Here is a 17,484-nt window from a genome sequence, read left to right on the forward strand (position 1 = left end):
CTGGGGATGGATACGAGCAAGATATTTTTGATGATAAAGCGATCGCAGCCGCTAAGGCTTATGCTGCAACGATAAACGACTAAAAAACAATCGTAGGGTGAAATAATCCCGCTCCCGTTTTGGGCCGTGCACGCAACTGCAACCGCAACTCAAAGATTACGGTGGCCAACTGGTGGCGTGTTTCGTTGTTGATCAGGATGAGAACGGGGAGATTCGTTAGTTTACGCGAACTCGCTTTGGCATTTGTCAGGGCGAGCTATTCCAGGCTAACTAATATTCCGTTCACCACTAAGTTCTGCTTTCCCCTGCACACTCGCTAACGGTGAACCCAGTTAGATTCTTCCGTTACCCCAATATATGTTCTCTAATACCTCTGTCACGGATGTTAATTTCCTGCGCGAAATATCAGAAGCCACGAAATACACTTTATGAGTGTGGAGTCACAAAAAAAAAGCTGCAACCTTTTACGTGATAGCATTAAATTCCACTCAATCACAAATCCAATTGGTTTCATGCTTAGCTTGATGTAAATATGAAAAAAAGATGGAGGTAAGACCACCTGAACCTATATATTGGCCGGAGTTGCAGCAGTTTTTCCAAAAATGAATAATAAAAAATGGAATGATAACGCAATGCAATTATGCGTGATTCATGAAGTCAATAAGCCAAATTAATTACCAGCAAAGACGTTCTGATAGCCATGGTAAAAGTCTGGGTATATTCATACATCAAATACAAATATCTTATAAATCATGAGTGTCGCGATGAAAAACTATGATGATTTGCAGCGTTTCAAGGATAAGACTCGCACAGACGCTATCGATTTCAAAGATATGTCGGCGCAAAACCAGCCCGCAGATACTAGCAACTGGGCGATAATCAAACAGTTAAAGAACGCTGAAGGTGAAGGTTCTGTGCTTTCCAATGCCGGAAGTATTTCAGTGCCAGTACCGCAAGCGGTAAAGGCTGATGAGTTTGATACTAGCCATTTCAGGCCACTGGTGGCGCAACCTATCAGTAACTCGGCATCTCAAGGTTCTATTCTGAATAGCCTGAACAGTGTACTACCAGCAACTAAAGCCGAGATTTTTCAACCTGAGCAAAGTCAACACACAACTGAGACGTTGTTTGAACAGCTTGCACCGGTAATCGCACAACCTGAACCCGTTAGAGAACCATTAAAAGAAACCATGAAACCTGCCGCTGTCTCAGCGCCGCAGGCCTCTGCACTGGTAAAAACAGAGCCAGTGCGTTTTGACAAACTGTTCGCAGCCAAAGGGTATACAGCGCGGAGTCATCCCGCTAAAGACTTACCACTGCAACCGTTGCTGGAGATGATTGCGTCATGCCGTTAGTGTGTGTTTGTTCGCCAAAGGGCGGAGTCGGTAAAACCACGGTTACCGCCAACCTGGCGTATGCGTTGGCCCGCGCGGGTAGCAAAGTGTTAGTCATTGATTTTGATGTGCAAAATGCGCTGCGTCTGCATTTTGGTGTGCCTTTATCTGATGGCCGTGGCTATGTGGCAAAAGCTATCGAATCCGCAGACTGGAGCCAGTCGGTTCTGACTGCCGGTAGCAATATGTTTGTGCTGCCGTATGGCGATGTCACTGAAGAACAGCGAGTGGAGTTTGAGCAGCGCTTGAGCACCGACAACCATTTCCTGATGCGTGGATTAAGCACCTTACTCAACTACCCAGGTCTTGTCATTATTGCCGATTTCCCGCCAGGTCCTAATCCGGCGCTGAAAGCGGTTTCGCATTTGGCTGATTTGCATTTGGTGACCATGCTGGCAGATACCGCATCGCTGTCATTGTTGCCGCATATTGAAAATCACCGTCTGATTGGCGAACCGTTAAACAACAAAGCCGGATATTATTTTGTTCTCAACCAAAGTGATAACCGCCGCAATATCAGCCGCGACGTCACGGCGTTTATGCAACAACGTCTTGGCGACCGTCTGCTTGGTGTTATTAACCGCGACGAAAGTGTGGCGGAAGCCAACGCTTCACAGCAATCAATATTCGATTTTAGCCCAGCTTCTGCCGCGGCTTTTGATATTGAACTGATCAGTAAACGCGTTGCGGGTGTTCTCGGTATAAAAATTGGTGATGGCGCGGTACATACCGCCTTGAGAACATCAAATTTCTGACAATCTTCCAGGATGTTCTATGAAAAAGGCCCTGTTATATGTACTGCTATTGGTGTTAGTGCCAATAGCAGCGCTGATCATTATTACGCCTATGGATAGCCAGAAGCAGTATATCTTTGGCTTTATCAGCCTGGCTATTCTGTTTTTATTAGGCTTTAGCAAAAAGCACAGCGTGTCGATAATAATGATGCTCGTTTCGGTATTGATGTCGACCCGTTATATTTATTTTCGTGCAACTCAAACCCTGCACTTTAATTCAGAAATAGAAGCCATTCTTGGAGTGGGGTTATTTCTAGCTGAGCTGTATATCTGGGTTATATTATTACTGAGCTACCTGCAAACCTCGTTCCCATTAAAAAGGGGAATTGTGCCGCTGCCGGAAGATACGTCCAAATGGCCGACGGTGGATGTTTATATCCCCAGTTACAACGAAAGCCTCGATGTCGTGCGAGATACCGTACTGGCCGCGCAATGTATCGACTATCCGCGCGACAAAATCAAAATCTACCTGCTCGATGATGGTAAACGGCGTGAATTTGCAGTGTTTGCCGCCGATGTGGGCGTAGGATACATCACGCGTAATGAGCACTCGCACGCCAAAGCCGGTAACCTAAACCATGCGATGAAACTCACCAAAGGTGAGCTCATTACTGTCTTTGACTGTGACCACGTGGCAACGCGCATCTTCCTGCAAGCGACGGTGGGTGCATTCCTGAAGGACCCGAAACTGGCGCTGTTACAGACGCCGCACTACTTCTACTCACCCGACCCATTCGAGCGTAACTTATCGGGCGGGCAAAACATTCCCAATGAAGGCTCACTGTTCTACGGCCCGATTCAGCAAGGAAATGACAACTGGAACGCGACTTTCTTCTGTGGTTCATGTGCTGTTATTCGTCGTAGCGCGCTAGAAGAGATTGGTGGTTTTGCGGTTGAAACGGTGACGGAAGATGCTCATACCGCACTGAAAATGCAGCGCCTTGGCTGGAAATCAGCCTTCCTCGATATTCCGTTGGCGGCGGGTTTGGCGACTGAACGTCTGGTACTGCACGTGATTCAGCGAACCCGCTGGGCTCGTGGCATGACACAGATTTTCCGTATGGATAACCCGTTGTTTGGTCGCGGCCTGACATGGCAGCAACGGTGCTGTTATCTCAGTGCGATGCTCTATTTCCAGTTCGCCCTGCCGCGTGTGGCCTTCGTTACCGCGCCGCTGGCGTATCTACTCTTTAACCTGAACATCATTCACTCCTCGGCAAGCCTGATCTTTGCTTATGCCTTGCCGCATTTGCTGTTAACCATCTATCTGAACTCGCGAATGAACGGGCGTTATCGTTACAGTTTCTGGGGTGAGATTTACGATTTGGTGCTGGCATTCCACCTTATATTGCCAACGTTTATCACGATGCTGTTCCCAAAACGTGGCAAGTTTAACGTGACGGACAAAGGGGCATTGCTGAACGTCGGGTACTTCGATTTCAGTGTGGTGCGCCCACATGTGATTGTCGCGGTGTTGCTGGGGGTGGCGATTATCGCCGGGATTGTGCGCGCCTGTGCCCATGACTACTTTGGTGTTGACCCCAGCGTTATTGCGCTTAACGTCGGCTGGGGGCTGTATAGCCTGATATTCCTGCTGGCGGCGATTGCAGTTGCCCGTGAAACGCGTCAGACGCGAAGAACCATCCGTATTGATGTGGAAGTCCCGGTGGTCATTCACTACGCCAGTGGCATCTCTTCCCGTAGCAATACCATCGATTTGTCGATGGGCGGCTGCCAGATAGCAGTGCCGGATGACCGTCATCTGTCTGATGAAATAGAAGAAATCGAGCTGCAACTTAAATCTGGCTCTATCAGCATTCCGGTGAAAGTCATTGCCAGCGACGAGCAGGCCATTCGCCTGATGTTTGACGAAATCCCATTGGATCGCCGCCGTGAACTGGTGCGAGTGGTTCTGGCGCGTGCCGATGCGTGGATCCGTCCACCAAAACCGCAGGACAACCCTTTCCGTTCGATGTTTATCATTATTCGTTGTGTGTTTGACCTTTTCTGGCTGACGTTTAAATCACGCCGCGAAAACCGCCGTCTGCGCCAGGAAGAAGCCAGACGTATGAAAGTAGCCAACGAGGACAACGTTGCATGAAAGGGATGAGTATTAAACTTTGCCAGTTATTGCTCGCGTTGACGGTGATGACCTCACCGGTTATGGCGGAAGACACCACTGCCATGGAGTCACAAATTCCATTGAATTTACCGACACCGGACGCTGTGGCCGTGCCAGATTCACTGTCTGCACCCATCCCTGCTCCGGCAGTGGCGGCATCCGTTCCTTCGGTGCTCATACCGGGGAATGTGAGCAGCATTTCCGTGGCGCAAATGGGCCAACCACGCGGAATTATGCTCAGTGGGGGGCAGTTACAAGCGGGTATTGACTTCACTTTGCCAGCCGATCAGGTCATTACCAATGCACAGCTGTTCCTGAACCTGAAAGTCTCTCCGGCAATGGCGGCAAGAAATACCACATTGCAGCTGATGATGAACGGCCAGCCTTTGGGTACGGTGCCGTTGGGTTCTGCCGACAGTGATGTGTCTAACTATCAGCTGGAAATTCCGGCGGCGATGGTGGTGTCGAGTAACAACATCAGCTTTAAAATCAACGATGGCGATGCGTTACTGTGTCTGCGTGACCTGTCTGATAAATACCAGGTCACCATCATGCCGAACACGCGGCTGGAGCTGGAAGGGCAGCAGCTCAATATCGGCTCTGACCTCAGCCATTTCCCGCGCCCATTCTTCGACTCAATGCAGATGACTCCCGCTTCCGTGGAGTTTGCTTTCCCGGCAAAAACGCGGCCTGAACAAGTGAGTGCGGCGGCATTGGTTGCGTCCTGGTTGGGTATTGAGGCGGACTATCGCGGTATCTCCTTTAATGTGTTGAACGACCAGTTGCCTGAGAAAAACGGCATTCTGATTGGCAAGCCCGGCGAGCAAATTGGCGGCCTGACCTTGCCTGAAACGCAAAAACCGATGCTGCAAATTATCGATAACCCAGGTAATCCGGTTTATAAGCTGTTGTTGGTGGTCGGGAATTCCGATCAGCAGTTGCGCGCTGCGGCGTGGCGTTTAACTCAGGGGAAATTTAATCTCCAGACTGCCAGTACCACAGTGGAAAACCAGACTATCCCGGTGAGTAAAGCGTATGACGCTCCGCGCTGGATCAGTACCGAACATCCGGTGCGCCTTTCCGAGTTGATGCGTAAAGACCAAAGCCTGACTGCGACCGGAATCTGGCACGACTCGTTAAGTGTGGCTTTCCGCGCGGCTCCGGATCTGTTTTTGTGGGATGGGGAAACCATTCCGGTGAAACTCGGCTATCGCTTCCCGATGGAAAACTGGATTGATGAAGAACGCTCTTACCTTTCCCTGACCCTTAACGGGACTTTCCTGCACAACCTGCCGGTGAATAAGCAAGGCGCACTGGAGACCCTTTGGCGAAAAGTGGGGGGGGATGCGCGGCAGGAAGCGTACAACCTGGCGCTAGAACCTTACTTGATTTACGGCGACAACCAGTTGTCGTTGTACTTCAACATCCAGACCAAAGAATCGGCACCGTGTAGCGTGCTGCTCAATAACAATATTAAGAGCCGTATCTCCGAAGATTCATCGATTGATTTGAGCAGAACGCGTCACTTCTCGTTGTTGCCAAACCTCTCTTACTTCGTCGGTGCGTCGTTCCCGTTCTCACGCTTCGCGGACTTCGCCCATACCGTTTTGCTGCTGCCAGAAAATCCAACCGAGGCTGAAATCAGCACGTTACTGAATATGGCTGCACGTTCGGGTAATGCGACCGGAACCTCTTTAAACAACAACACGGTGATGTTTGGCGTACCAACCGCGGGCGCAAACCTACAACGCCTTGAACAAAGCCACGTACTTTCAGTTTCTACCATTAATCAAAGCACCTTTAACCGGACGCTACTGGCCCAGTCGCCGTTTACCAGCAACGAGCATTCGTTCAGCGTTCGCGAACGTTCAGTCTGGCAAAAAATACAACATTGGGTTGAAGGCGACTGGAGCTCGAAAGGTATTGCGGCTGACCGATATTTCTCGTCGAACGAAGCGTGGCGTGGGTTTGTGAGTTTCCCCTCGCAATGGAACCCGGAGTACTTCGTGGTGATGGCTATTGGCAGCACCGACGAGCAGCTCTCAAGACTGCAAACGGACTTAAGCTTAGCCCGCATTAACGCCGGTATTCGTGGCGACGCCGCCATCATTACTGATGAAAACGGGGTACGCAGCTTCCGGGTTGGCCAACAGTTCCCGAGCGGCCAAATGCCGTGGTACATGATGGTGGTCTGGTACGCCAACCAGCATTCAGCACTGTTGGCTATTTTAGGTTTGTTATTCGCATCGATTATCGGTTTGAGCTTGTATGCCCTACTGAAAAAACGCGCGCATATTCGTCTTAATCCTCAGGATGATGGTAAGTAAGGTGGTGCTCAATGAGTCATAAAACTATGCATCGTAAAAATGTGCATCATAAAAACAAAACCGCCCGTCGTGTGTTAACTCTGTGCTTCTTAGGTGGCCTGACGTTTGGCGCTCAGGCTGAGGATAACAATCCGGCACTAAAAGCGTTATTTGACCAGGCTAATTACTGGCATGAAAAGTCACATGACGAGCTGGCAAAAGAAGCGTTGCAAAAAGTGTTGATGGTCGACGCCAATAACACTCAGGCGTTGTATCTGATGGCGTTGTGGGCGCAGCAATCCGGGGACATTAAAGGTGCTGCACAGTGGCGCGAGCGCCTCGCGTCAGCTTCACCGCAAGACAACAATTTGCAGGCGCTGGATAACGCCAAACAAATTCAGCAAATCCCTCGTGGGCAGTTGGACTTGGCGCGACAGCAGGCGCGAAGCGGCAATATTCCCGCGGCCCTCGCCACTTGGCACAGTTTGTTTACTGGCGACCAGCCACCGCCAAGCCTCGCGCCAGAATATTATTTGACGATGGCGGGTGATAAATCGCTCTATCCGCAGGCTGTGGCAGGTTTACGCCAGTTTGCGGCACAGAACCCGCAGGATAACGGCGGACGTGTTGCGCTGGGCAAAGTGCTGACCTATCAGGAAGGTACGCGTCGTGAAGGTATTGATATCCTGCAAAACATGGCCAGCGGCAGCCAGGATTCCGATAAAGCACTGCGCCAGGCTCTGTTGTGGCTCGGGCCAACGGCCAGCGACGAACAGTATTATCAAACCTTCCTGCAACGTCACCCGAAAGATTCTGCGGTACAAGATCACTACCGTAAAACTCTTGGTGGTGCCGCGAAAAATGAAGGGTTTAACGCGCTTAATAGCGGCAACACCGTCGTGGCAAAAACGCAATTCGAACAAGTTCTGCAAAACAATCCGGAAGACGCCGATGCGCTGGCTGGGATGGGCTATATCGCGCAGCGTAAGGGCGATTACACTGCAGCCGCGGAATATCTGAATCGTGCCGCGAATCTCGGTGGTGATGTGTCTGGTGAGCGCAAACAACAAGCCGATGACGCCGAATTTTATGGGCAACTGGCGAGTGCTCAGGCAGCTTTCAAACAGGGCAATATTAGCCAGGCGCTGGCGCTGAGTGCTCCACTGGCACAGCAAAGTGGTGAGCGTGGCACCTCGGCCAAATTATTCCGCGCTGATGTTCAACGCCACAATAAAGATTACGCTGCCGCCGAGCAGTCATTGCGCAATATTCTGGCCGAGCAACCGAATAACGGTGCTGCGCGTGAAAACTTGTACTACGTGTTGCGCGAGCAGAACAAAACCGCTGAAGCTCAGGCGATGCTGCAAACCTTGCCCGCCAGCTTGCAGGCAAAATTGCAGCCGCGTATTTCCGGCGGCAATCCTACCGATCCACTGCGACGTCAGGCACAGCAGGCAGCCGCGAATGGCGATCCGCAACAGGCCATCGCCATTTTGCAGCAGGGCGTGGCGCGTTATCCAACTGATCCGTGGTTGCGCCTTGATTTAGCACGCCAGCTCCAGAAACAGGGGCGCAGTGACGAAGCCAGTAATGTGATGGCGGCATCTTTCCGGCCTAATGCATCCAACACTGAACTGTACGTGGGGGCATTGTTTGCCAGTGAAAACAACGCCTGGCAGCAGTCGCAAACGCTGCTGTCGCGTATCCCGGCAGCCAGCCAAACCAGCGACATGCGCAGCCTTGCGGCGCGTGTGAATTACAATCTGCAAATGTCGGTCGCGGAACGCTACCTGGCGCAGGGCGATACCGTCGCTGCGGCGAATACCTTAAAAGCATTGGCGATGCGTCCACCACAAAGCCCAGCAGACGCCGGTAAACTCGCGGTAATGCTGGCGCAAACCGGTGATGTCAGTACAGCTGTGACGATTGTGCGTGACAACATGAGCCGTGGCGTGCAGGGGAATGCTGGAGATTATGGTGACCAGATCGCCGTGCTGAACCAGGCGGGACTGGGGCGTGAAGCCCAGGCGTTCCTCGCGAATCCAGAATTGCAGTCGCGTAGTACGCCAACGCAACTGGCCAGTGTCCGCAACGGTTATGTGATCAACGAAGTCGATCAACTGCGTACTCAGGGCAATTATGCGGCAGCGTACGACAAACTGATCCGTGCGATGCAGAGCGACCCACAAAACACCGACCTGATGTTTGCCATGGCGCGTTTGTATCAGTCCGGCAAAATGAACAAAGAAGCAGGTGTGGTTTACGACTACCTGATGACGCGTGACACGCCGAAGCAAGATGCCCGCGCGGGCGCAATTGACGTCGCGCTTGCCAGCAGAGATGTTGATAAAGCGAAGCAGCTATCGGCAGGGTTACGTAACGATGAAACGCCTGATCGCCTGCTGTTACTGGCGCGAGTCGCGGAAGCTGATGGCAATCACCAGCAGGCGATGAGCTATTTGCGTACTGCGCGTGGGAAACTACTCGGCCTGCAAGGAACCGATGGCGACACGGCACCGACGATGGGTGGTCTGGCGTTAGCAGATAACCCATTTACCCCGAAAAACAGCGTCGCCCCGCAAACGGCATCGAATTCACCGGATGGCGATGCGATGCCGTGGCAGGTCGCACAACTGGCTCGTAACCCACAAACAGCACCTCCGGGCACTACGCGTACCGATCTGCCGGTTGAATCGCTACAGGCGGGAACGTTGCGTCAGGTCGATAACATGATGGAACAATTGACGGAAAAAACCGCGATGTGGGCGCGAGGTGCCTTGGCAGTTCGTGGTCGTGACGGTGAAAGCGGCATGAGTGAACTCACGGAAATCAAAGCCCCGCTGCAATGGTCAACCGTTCCGTTTGGTGACTCACGTTTAGATCTCAACGTCACGCCAATTAGCCTGAATGCCGGGAGCTCGACTGATGAAACCAGTCGTCGCTTTGGTACGGGTGCCTTGATTCAGGGGCAAGTGGGAGAGGAGTTGTACAACGCCTCTACGACGACACCGCCGGAGCTGCCAAATATCGACAAGATAACCGTGCCTTCCCAGGGCTCACAAAGCGTTGCGGGTGTGGAAGTCGCGATGGCATTAACCGGCGAGCAGTACAAGTTGGACGTTGGATCAACGCCATTAGGCCAGGATTTAAATACCGTTGTTGGTGGCGTGCAGTGGTCGCCACAACTGACCGATTACCTGAAATTAGTTTTAACGGGTGAGCGTCGTGCCGTGGTCGACAGCCTGCTTTCTTACGTGGGTGTGGAAGACAAATACAGCGGTAAGAAATGGGGTCAGGTGACGAAAAACGGGGGGAAAGCTCAACTGAGCTACGACAACGGCGATGCCGGTTTCTACGCGGGTGTAGGTTTGTATAACTACATTGGCGAAAACGTGCCGAGTAACGGCAGTGTCACTGGGGATGCTGGCGTTTATCTTCGCCCATTCTATGCTGATGACCGCGAACTGAAAACCGGTATCAGTATGAGTTACATGGACTTCTCGAAAAACCTCAGTTACTTCAGCTATGGGCAAGGTGGCTATTTCAGCCCGCAGGATTACATCAGCGTCTCCTTCCCGGTGGATTACACACAGAAGTTTGAGAACTGGGATATGTCGGTAGGCGCATCGGTGGGTTATCAGTCGTATAGCCAGAATGAAAGCCCGTACTTCCCGACCGATTCAGCAATGCAATCGCAACTGGAAAACTATGTTGCTAACGGTTTTGCTAAAGAAGCGTGGTACAGCGGCAGTAGCAAAAACGGCATGGGTTATAACTTGCGTGCCGGTGCTGATTACAAAGTTAACAAAGACATGAAGATTGGTGGACAGGTCGGCTATGACACCTTTGGTGATTACAACGAAAGTACTGCACAACTCAACTTCCGTTACCTGCTGGGGAATAATTAATCATGAATGACACGCAGCTGTTGCAGTACTTTCAGAATCAGCAGGCACAACCAGGCTGGTTCTCATTGCTCCACATCATGATTGATAGCATGGTGGCGAATGCGGGCGAAGCAGAAAGCCGCCAGTTTTTGATACAAATGGGTGATACGTTGGCCGCTCGTCACCCGTTGGCATTAGCGCGAACTGTGGGCGAACTCGAAACACAGATAAATGTTCAGCTCGCCCATTTCAACTGGGGCTATATTGATATCGAAGCCAGCGAAACGGCAATGTTAATTCGCCATATGGCTTTGCCTGTTCCCGCAGACGAATCACAACAGATTTCCTGGAACAACGCATTCAGCGCTGTTCTGGAAGGAGTCTACGCCCGTTGGTTGCGTGATCAGGGTGGTAAAATGCATGTGTCGCTGTGGCGTGAGTCCTCTCCGTCAGCAACAGTGGTACACTTTCGATATCAAAATAGTCGATGAGGTGCTTTGATGTTGCAGCGATTTAAAACGCTGGTAGTGGCAATGATTGCCTTAATCTTCAGCCAGCAAGCGTTGGCTGACACAGCATGGGACAGCTATAAATCCCGTTTTTTAATGCCAGATGGCCGCATTGTCGACACTGGCAATAAAAATGTCAGCCACACTGAAGGCCAGGGTTTTGCCATGATGATGGCCGTGGCCAACGACGACCGCGATAGTTTTGATAAAATGTGGGACTGGACGCGAAAAACCCTGAAAAACCCCGAAACTGGTCTTTTTTATTGGCGATATAACCCGGTAGAAGCCCAACCGATCACTGATAAAAATAATGCCGTCGATGGTGATACGTTTATCGCGTGGGCGCTGTTAAAAGCGGGCAACAAGTGGCAGAACCCGGATTATCTTAAAGAATCAGACGCCATCACTAAGGCGCTGGTTGCTCATAATGTGGTGCGCTTTGCCGGTTTACAGGTGATGTTGCCTGGCGCAAAAGGTTTTAACCTCAACAGTTATGTGAATCTTAACCCGTCCTATTTTATCTTCCCGGCCTGGCAGGATTTCGCCAACCGTAGTCACTTAACGGTGTGGAAAGATTTGATAAGTGATGGACAGAAATTGCTGGGGAAAATGCATTTTGGCAATCCACAACTCCCGTCTGACTGGGTTTCGCTCTATTCAGATGGCCGTACTGTTCCGGCAAAAGAGTGGCCTGCGCGCTTTAGCTACGATGCTATCCGCGTTCCGCTGTACGTGTACTGGTTTAATCACAGCAGCCCAGAATTGCAGGCCTATAAAACCTGGTGGGGGCGCTACTCTCGTGCACAAACGCCAGCTTGGGTGAACGTCGCCACAGGTGAAACCGCGCCGTACATGATGGAGGGTGGGTTACTGGCGGTGCGGGACTTAGTGCTCCAGCCTGCTAATGTGGCAGTACCCCAAATCACCGCGCAAGAGGATTATTACTCTGCGAGTTTAAAGATGCTGGTGGCGCTGTCAGTGCGATAATTGCGTCTATTTTCACCCTCTTTGCAACCAGAGAGGGTGAAAAGTTCAGAATCCCCTGATTCACATACCTGCGCACCTCAAACCCAACACAATGCAGTATACTCAGCCTGTATAAGAATATGTTTTTACCCATCACCTTTCTCTATGCAGGGTTGTTGGCTGCTCTCATTCCCCCGAATCCCTTACCTTAAGTAAGCCCATCGGGATTTATTCGATTGCCGCCTACCTGCATCTTGAAGTCGCTCGGGGAAATCAGGGACCAGTCATTGCGGAGTGTAAGTTTGCGAGTCAGTCGTTCATTAACGATTAAACAAATGGCGATGGTGTCAGCCGTTGCCTTGCTGTTTATTTTCATTTTTATTGTGGTACAGCTTTTCCACTTTGTGCAGCAAAGCCGCTACGACACAGCAAGCCAGATGGAGAAAATCGCCCATTCGGTTCGTCTTCCGCTGTCTGAAGCTATCCTGAAAGCCGATATCCCCCAGGCTGAGTACATCCTGAGTCAAATTCAACCTTCCGGCATTATCAGCCGGGCGGATGTGGTACTGCCGAACCAATTCCAGGCATTACGCCAGCGATTCACCCCTGAACGCCCGGTTCCCGTATGGATTGCGCGGCTGTTCGAACTTCCGGTTCAAATATCCTTACCGCTGTATTCACTGGAGCGCCCGGCAAATCCGCAGCCGTTGGCCTATCTGGTGCTGCAAGCGGATTCCTGGCGGATGTACAAATTCATCATTAGTACGATCTCGACCTTACTGACCACTTATCTGCTGCTGGCGCTGATTTTGTCTGTTGCGATTAGCTGGTCGATAAACCGTTTGATTGTGCACCCACTGCGTAAAATCGCCCGTGAACTCGATAGCATAAGCCCGCACGAAGCGGTGACTCATCAACTCAGTCTGCCTCCTCTCCATCACGATGATGAGATAGGCATGCTGGTGCGCAGCTATAACCGTAACCAACAAATGTCGTTGCGCATGCATGAAGAAATGAGCGCGATGAGCACCCGAAATACCCTGACTGAGTTGCCAAACAAGGCGCTGTTACTAGCATTGCTCGAACAACTGACGGCAAGCGAAAACAAAAACGCGTTGATCGTTATTGCCAGCGAGACGTTGCAGGATGTCGCCGGGGTGCTTAACGAGGAGCAGCGCGAAATACTCCTGTTGACGCTGGTCGAGAAAATTAAACGTGTTCTACCGCCGAATATGGTGTTGGCACAAATCAGTGGGAATGACTTCGGCATTATTGCGCATGGCGTTAAGGATGCGTGGCATGCGATGGCGTTGGCGAAGCAAATTATTGCGGTGTTCAACGAAAAACTGCCCATTCAGTCTATTCCCCTCAGGCCGACAGCCAGTATCGGAATTGCGATGTATCACGGTGGTTTGACCGCAGAACAGCTGTATCGCCGTGCCGTGTCCGCCGCGTTTTCTGCCCGTCGCCATGGCAAAAATCAGATTCAATTCTTTGACCCAGAACAGATGGAAATTGCACAACGCTATTTGACGCAGGAACACGATTTAATGGCGGCGTTAGAAAACCATCAGTTCGCGATTTGGCTGCAACCGCAGGTCAACTTGCAAACCCAGGAAGTGGTCAGCGCGGAAGTGTTACTGCGAATGCAGCAACCCGATGGCAGTTGGACATTGCCGGAAGACTTGATTGAACGTATCGAAGATTGCGGTTTGATGTTCACGATTGGCAACTGGATACTTGAAGAGTCTTGCCGTGTGCTGGCTGGCTGGCAAAGACAGGGCATCGCCATGCCGCTCAGTGTCAATGTCTCTGCACATCAATTACTGCACGAAGAAATGGGCTCATCACTGTTGGCATTGATGGCGCGATACCGCATTCAGCCAGGGATGTTAATTCTGGAAGTCACGGAAAGCCATAACATTGATGATCCGAAAAAAGCAGTCAGTATTTTGCGCCCTTTACGCAAAGCTGGGGTACGAATTGCGCTGGATGACTTTGGTATGGGTTATGCCAGTCTGCGTCATTTACATCAACTGAAATCGCTGCCTGTGGATGCGCTGAAACTCGACAAGAGCTTTGTGGATGGCCTACCGGAAGATAACGCTATGGCCGGGGTTATTATCGGTATGGCGAACACGCTAGGCTTGAAACTGGTAGCGGAAGGCATTGAAAATCAGGCGCAGTGCGATTGGTTGTTGAAAGAAGGTGTGACGCTTGCTCAAGGCTATCTTTTCTCCAGGGCTCTGACCCTTAAAGAGTTTGATGCGCAGTACTTATCTCCGGCTGATCAGTAAATTAGTTGTTGCAAATGTTATTGGGCTGGCGCGAGTCAGCTCAATTATTTAACAATTTTGTCTACAAATTAGCGCTATATCACTATTGCGTGTTTTTGTGAGTGTTATTTTTGGTTCCGCAGGCCGATGGCCATTCTTGTGGCACTGCGGAATCTCTACCTCTCAAGGACACGCTATGAAACTCTCTCTTTTTAAAAGCCTCTACTTCCAGGTCCTCACGGCGATTGCTATCGGTATCCTGCTGGGTCATTTTTACCCGGAAATAGGCGCGCAGATGAAACCGCTCGGCGACGCGTTCGTTAAACTGATTAAAATGATTATCGCCCCGGTTATCTTCTGTACGGTAGTGACGGGTATTGCGGGCATGGAAAGCATGAAAGCCGTGGGCCGTACCGGCGCTGTGGCGCTGCTCTACTTCGAAGTTGTCAGCACCCTCGCACTGATTATTGGTCTGATCGTGGTCAATGTGTTGCAACCTGGGGTTGGCATGAACATCGACCCGGCAACGCTTGATGCCAAAGCGGTGGCAATGTATGCCGAACAGGCACAACAGCAAGGCGTGGTCGCATTCTTACTGGATGTCATTCCGGGTAGCGTGATTGGTGCGTTCGCCAGTGGGAATATCCTGCAAGTGCTGCTGTTTGCGGTGCTGTTTGGGTTTGCGCTGCACCGTCTTGGCCACCAAGGCCAGCTGATTTTCAACGTCATTGAAAGCTTCTCACAGGTCATTTTCGGCATTATCAACATGATCATGCGCCTCGCGCCAATCGGTGCTTTCGGTGCCATGGCCTTTACTATTGGTAAATATGGCCTCGGGTCGCTGGTCCAGCTTGGCCAATTGATTATCTGCTTCTACATCACCTGTATCTTGTTTGTCGTGGTCGTGCTGGGTTCCATTGCCCGGGTGACGGGTTTCAACATCTTTAAATTTATCCGCTATATCAGAGAAGAACTGCTGATCGTGCTGGGTACGTCTTCGTCTGAATCCGCGCTGCCAAGAATGCTCGATAAAATGGAAAAACTCGGTTGCCGTAAATCGGTAGTCGGGCTGGTTATCCCGACTGGGTACTCGTTTAACCTCGATGGCACTTCTATTTATCTCACCATGGCCGCAGTGTTCATCGCGCAGGCGACCAATACCCATATGGATATCTTCCATCAAATCACGCTGTTGGTGGTGTTGCTGCTCTCCTCTAAAGGGGCGGCGGGTGTGACGGGAAGCGGCTTCATCGTGCTGGCAGCAACGATTTCTGCGGTGGGGCATTTGCCGGTTGCGGGTCTGGCGTTGATTCTCGGTATCGACCGTTTTATGTCAGAAGCGCGTGCGCTGACTAATCTGGTGGGTAACGGTGTGGCGACGGTTGTCGTGGCTAAGTGGGTGAAACAACTGGATGAGAAACAACTGGTAGAAACGCTCAATAATCCAAATTCCGAGAAAAAAGTAGGCGAAATCTCTTCTTAAACTCCTCATTTACCCACAGCGACTTGCCCTCGCTGTGGGCTACTGCGCATAATTAACCCCTGAGCCAAAATTTTTGGTGTTTTTTTTATTTTAAAAGTGACGTTTACGCGAAGATGCGGTCAAACGAAGTGGTGAAATATCACCATGGTGGTTTTTTTAGTAATCTTTTGTCGCCACTACACTTTTTAATCAGGATTGTTTTCCAGGGGTTAACATGCAGGGCACCAAAATTCGACTCTTAGCTGGCGGATTGCTGTTGGTCGCCGCCGCCAGTAATGTGCAGGCAGAAGTACTACAGCCCGACCCAGCCTGGCAGCAAGATACGCTGGCCAATGGTTTTCAATGGCAAGTCCTGGCCACACCTCAGCGCCCAAGCGATCGTATTGAGATTCGTCTGTTGCTTAACACTGGCTCATTGACTGAGACCACCCAGCAGAGCGGCTTTAGCCACTTCTTACCGCGCCTGGCACTGACACAAAACGGTAGTTTGCAGCCATTGCAGGTACGCTCACTATGGCAGCAAAGTGTGGACCCGCAGCGTCCGTTGCCTCTGGCGGTTGTTTCGTATGACTTCACACTGTTTACTCTCAGCCTGCCGAATAACCGCAGTGATTTGCTCAAAGAAGCGCTGGTTTATCTTTCCGAAAGCACCGGTAAAACGTCAGTCACACCGGAAACGGTGAACGTTGCGCTGCAAACTCAGGATATGGTGGCAACCTGGCCGACGGACACCAAAGACAACGGGTGGCGCTATCGCTTGCAAGGTTCCTCGCTGTTGGGTCATGACCCGGCAGAAGATCTCAAGCAGCCGGTTGATATCGAACAACTGGGTGAGTTCTACAAGCAATGGTACACCCCGGATGCGATGACGTTGATTGTGGTAGGTAACGTCGATAGCCGAAGTGTTGCCGATCAAATCAACAAAACGTTTGGCACACTGACAGGCAAGCGTGAAAAACCCGCACCGGTTGCGACCCTTTCTCCTCTTAAGCGCGTTCCCGTGAGTCTGATGACCGACAGTGTGAGTCAGGACAGGCTCTCACTGATGTGGGACAACACCTGGCAGCCGATTCGTGAATCGTCAGCGTTGCTGCGTTACTGGCGTGCTGACCTTGCCCGCGAGGCGCTGTTCTGGCATGTGCAGCAGAAACTCAGCAAGCAGAATATTAAGGACCTCAACCTGAGCTTCGATTGCCGTGTGCTGTATCAGCGTGCGCAGTGTGGCATCAACCTTGAGTCACCAAACGATAAACTGAACACGAATTTGGCGAAGGTGGGCAAAGAGCTGGTCAACGTGCGTGATAAAGGGCTGTCGCAGGACGAGTTTGATGGACTCATTGCGCAGAAAAACGCTGAACTTGCCAAGCTGTTTGCTACTTACGCTCGTACCGATACCGATATATTGATCAGCCAGCGTATGCGCTCGCTGCAAAACCAGGTGGTAGATATCGCACCAGAACAGTATCAGAAACTGCGAGGGGACTTCCTGAACAGCCTGACTCTGAGCTCGCTGAATCAGGATTTGCGCCAGCAGTTGTCGCAAGAAATGGCTTTAGTGTTGCTGCAACCCAAAGGTGAACCTGAGTTCAAGATGAAGGATCTGCAAGCGACGTGGGATAAGGTGATGGTGCCGACTAAAGCACTGCCGCTAACGGATGAGCCTAAGCAGGATGGGGCGGAAACCCCACAGGCTCAGTAACCGAAAAACAAAAAGGCACCGGAAGGTGCCTTTTGAACTGCGATAAGA

Annotated in this window: 10 protein-coding genes and 1 pseudogene; all 11 read left to right on the forward strand. The window is 51.2% G+C overall.

The window, feature by feature from the left end:
• Positions 1-109 precede the first annotated feature (109 nt).
• A pseudogene (dppF, locus tag VJY99_RS05610) lies at positions 110-220 on the forward strand (dipeptide ABC transporter ATP binding subunit DppF); the annotation flags it as partial.
• Positions 221-764: 544 nt separating this feature from the next.
• On the forward strand, positions 765-1,355 hold the full coding sequence (gene bcsO, locus VJY99_RS05615; protein ID WP_324117096.1) for a cellulose biosynthesis protein BcsO: 591 nt from the start codon (positions 765-767) through the stop codon (positions 1,353-1,355).
• Positions 1,346-2,149 (forward strand): cellulose biosynthesis protein BcsQ, encoded by an 804-nt coding sequence (gene bcsQ, locus VJY99_RS05620; protein WP_324117097.1) that lies wholly within the window; start codon positions 1,346-1,348, stop codon positions 2,147-2,149. The genes bcsO and bcsQ overlap by 10 nt, the downstream gene beginning before the upstream one ends.
• Before the next feature lie 19 nt (positions 2,150-2,168).
• Positions 2,169-4,289: a UDP-forming cellulose synthase catalytic subunit gene (gene bcsA, locus VJY99_RS05625; RefSeq protein ID WP_324117098.1), complete on the forward strand. Its 2,121-nt coding sequence runs from the start codon at positions 2,169-2,171 to the stop codon at positions 4,287-4,289.
• Positions 4,290-4,294: 5 nt separating this feature from the next.
• Entirely contained in the window at positions 4,295-6,637 is a 2,343-nt protein-coding gene (gene bcsB / locus VJY99_RS05630) for a cellulose biosynthesis cyclic di-GMP-binding regulatory protein BcsB (RefSeq protein WP_414641575.1), read from the forward strand.
• A gap of 11 nt (positions 6,638-6,648) precedes the next feature.
• Positions 6,649-10,524: a cellulose biosynthesis protein BcsC gene (locus VJY99_RS05635; protein ID WP_324117100.1), complete on the forward strand. Its 3,876-nt coding sequence runs from the start codon at positions 6,649-6,651 to the stop codon at positions 10,522-10,524.
• A gap of 2 nt (positions 10,525-10,526) precedes the next feature.
• Positions 10,527-10,994 carry a cellulose biosynthesis protein BcsD gene (bcsD, locus tag VJY99_RS05640; protein WP_324117101.1) on the forward strand — a complete coding sequence of 156 codons (468 nt, stop codon included), beginning with the start codon at positions 10,527-10,529 and terminating at the stop codon, positions 10,992-10,994.
• Between the two features lie 9 nt (positions 10,995-11,003).
• Complete coding sequence (locus tag VJY99_RS05645; protein WP_324117102.1) at positions 11,004-11,999, forward strand: glycosyl hydrolase family 8; 996 nt, start codon at positions 11,004-11,006, stop codon at positions 11,997-11,999.
• A 281-nt stretch (positions 12,000-12,280) separates the two neighbouring features.
• Positions 12,281-14,275 (forward strand): biofilm formation regulator HmsP, encoded by a 1,995-nt coding sequence (gene hmsP, locus VJY99_RS05650; RefSeq protein WP_324117103.1) that lies wholly within the window; start codon positions 12,281-12,283, stop codon positions 14,273-14,275.
• 175 nt (positions 14,276-14,450) lie between these two features.
• Positions 14,451-15,737 (forward strand): dicarboxylate/amino acid:cation symporter, encoded by a 1,287-nt coding sequence (locus VJY99_RS05655; RefSeq protein WP_324117104.1) that lies wholly within the window; start codon positions 14,451-14,453, stop codon positions 15,735-15,737.
• Positions 15,738-15,951: 214 nt separating this feature from the next.
• Entirely contained in the window at positions 15,952-17,436 is a 1,485-nt protein-coding gene (locus tag VJY99_RS05660) for a pitrilysin family protein (RefSeq protein WP_324117105.1), read from the forward strand.
• Positions 17,437-17,484: the final 48 nt, after the last annotated feature.

The sequence above is a fragment of the Buttiauxella sp. genome (genome assembly GCF_035271705.1).
GTDB lineage: Bacteria > Pseudomonadota > Gammaproteobacteria > Enterobacterales > Enterobacteriaceae > Buttiauxella.

What these genes read in the sequence shown, in the direction of transcription:
- bcsO (WP_324117096.1), top strand. Translation starts at nt 765, where the DNA reads ATGAAAAACTATGATGATTTGCAGCGTTTCAAGGATAAGACTCGCACA.
- bcsQ (WP_324117097.1), top strand. Translation starts at nt 1,346, where the DNA reads ATGCCGTTAGTGTGTGTTTGTTCGCCAAAGGGCGGAGTCGGTAAAACC.
- bcsA (WP_324117098.1), top strand. Translation starts at nt 2,169, where the DNA reads ATGAAAAAGGCCCTGTTATATGTACTGCTATTGGTGTTAGTGCCAATA.
- bcsB (WP_414641575.1), top strand. Translation starts at nt 4,295, where the DNA reads ATGAGTATTAAACTTTGCCAGTTATTGCTCGCGTTGACGGTGATGACC.
- VJY99_RS05635 (WP_324117100.1), top strand. Translation starts at nt 6,649, where the DNA reads ATGAGTCATAAAACTATGCATCGTAAAAATGTGCATCATAAAAACAAA.
- bcsD (WP_324117101.1), top strand. Translation starts at nt 10,527, where the DNA reads ATGAATGACACGCAGCTGTTGCAGTACTTTCAGAATCAGCAGGCACAA.
- VJY99_RS05645 (WP_324117102.1), top strand. Translation starts at nt 11,004, where the DNA reads ATGTTGCAGCGATTTAAAACGCTGGTAGTGGCAATGATTGCCTTAATC.
- VJY99_RS05655 (WP_324117104.1), top strand. Translation starts at nt 14,451, where the DNA reads ATGAAACTCTCTCTTTTTAAAAGCCTCTACTTCCAGGTCCTCACGGCG.
- VJY99_RS05660 (WP_324117105.1), top strand. Translation starts at nt 15,952, where the DNA reads ATGCAGGGCACCAAAATTCGACTCTTAGCTGGCGGATTGCTGTTGGTC.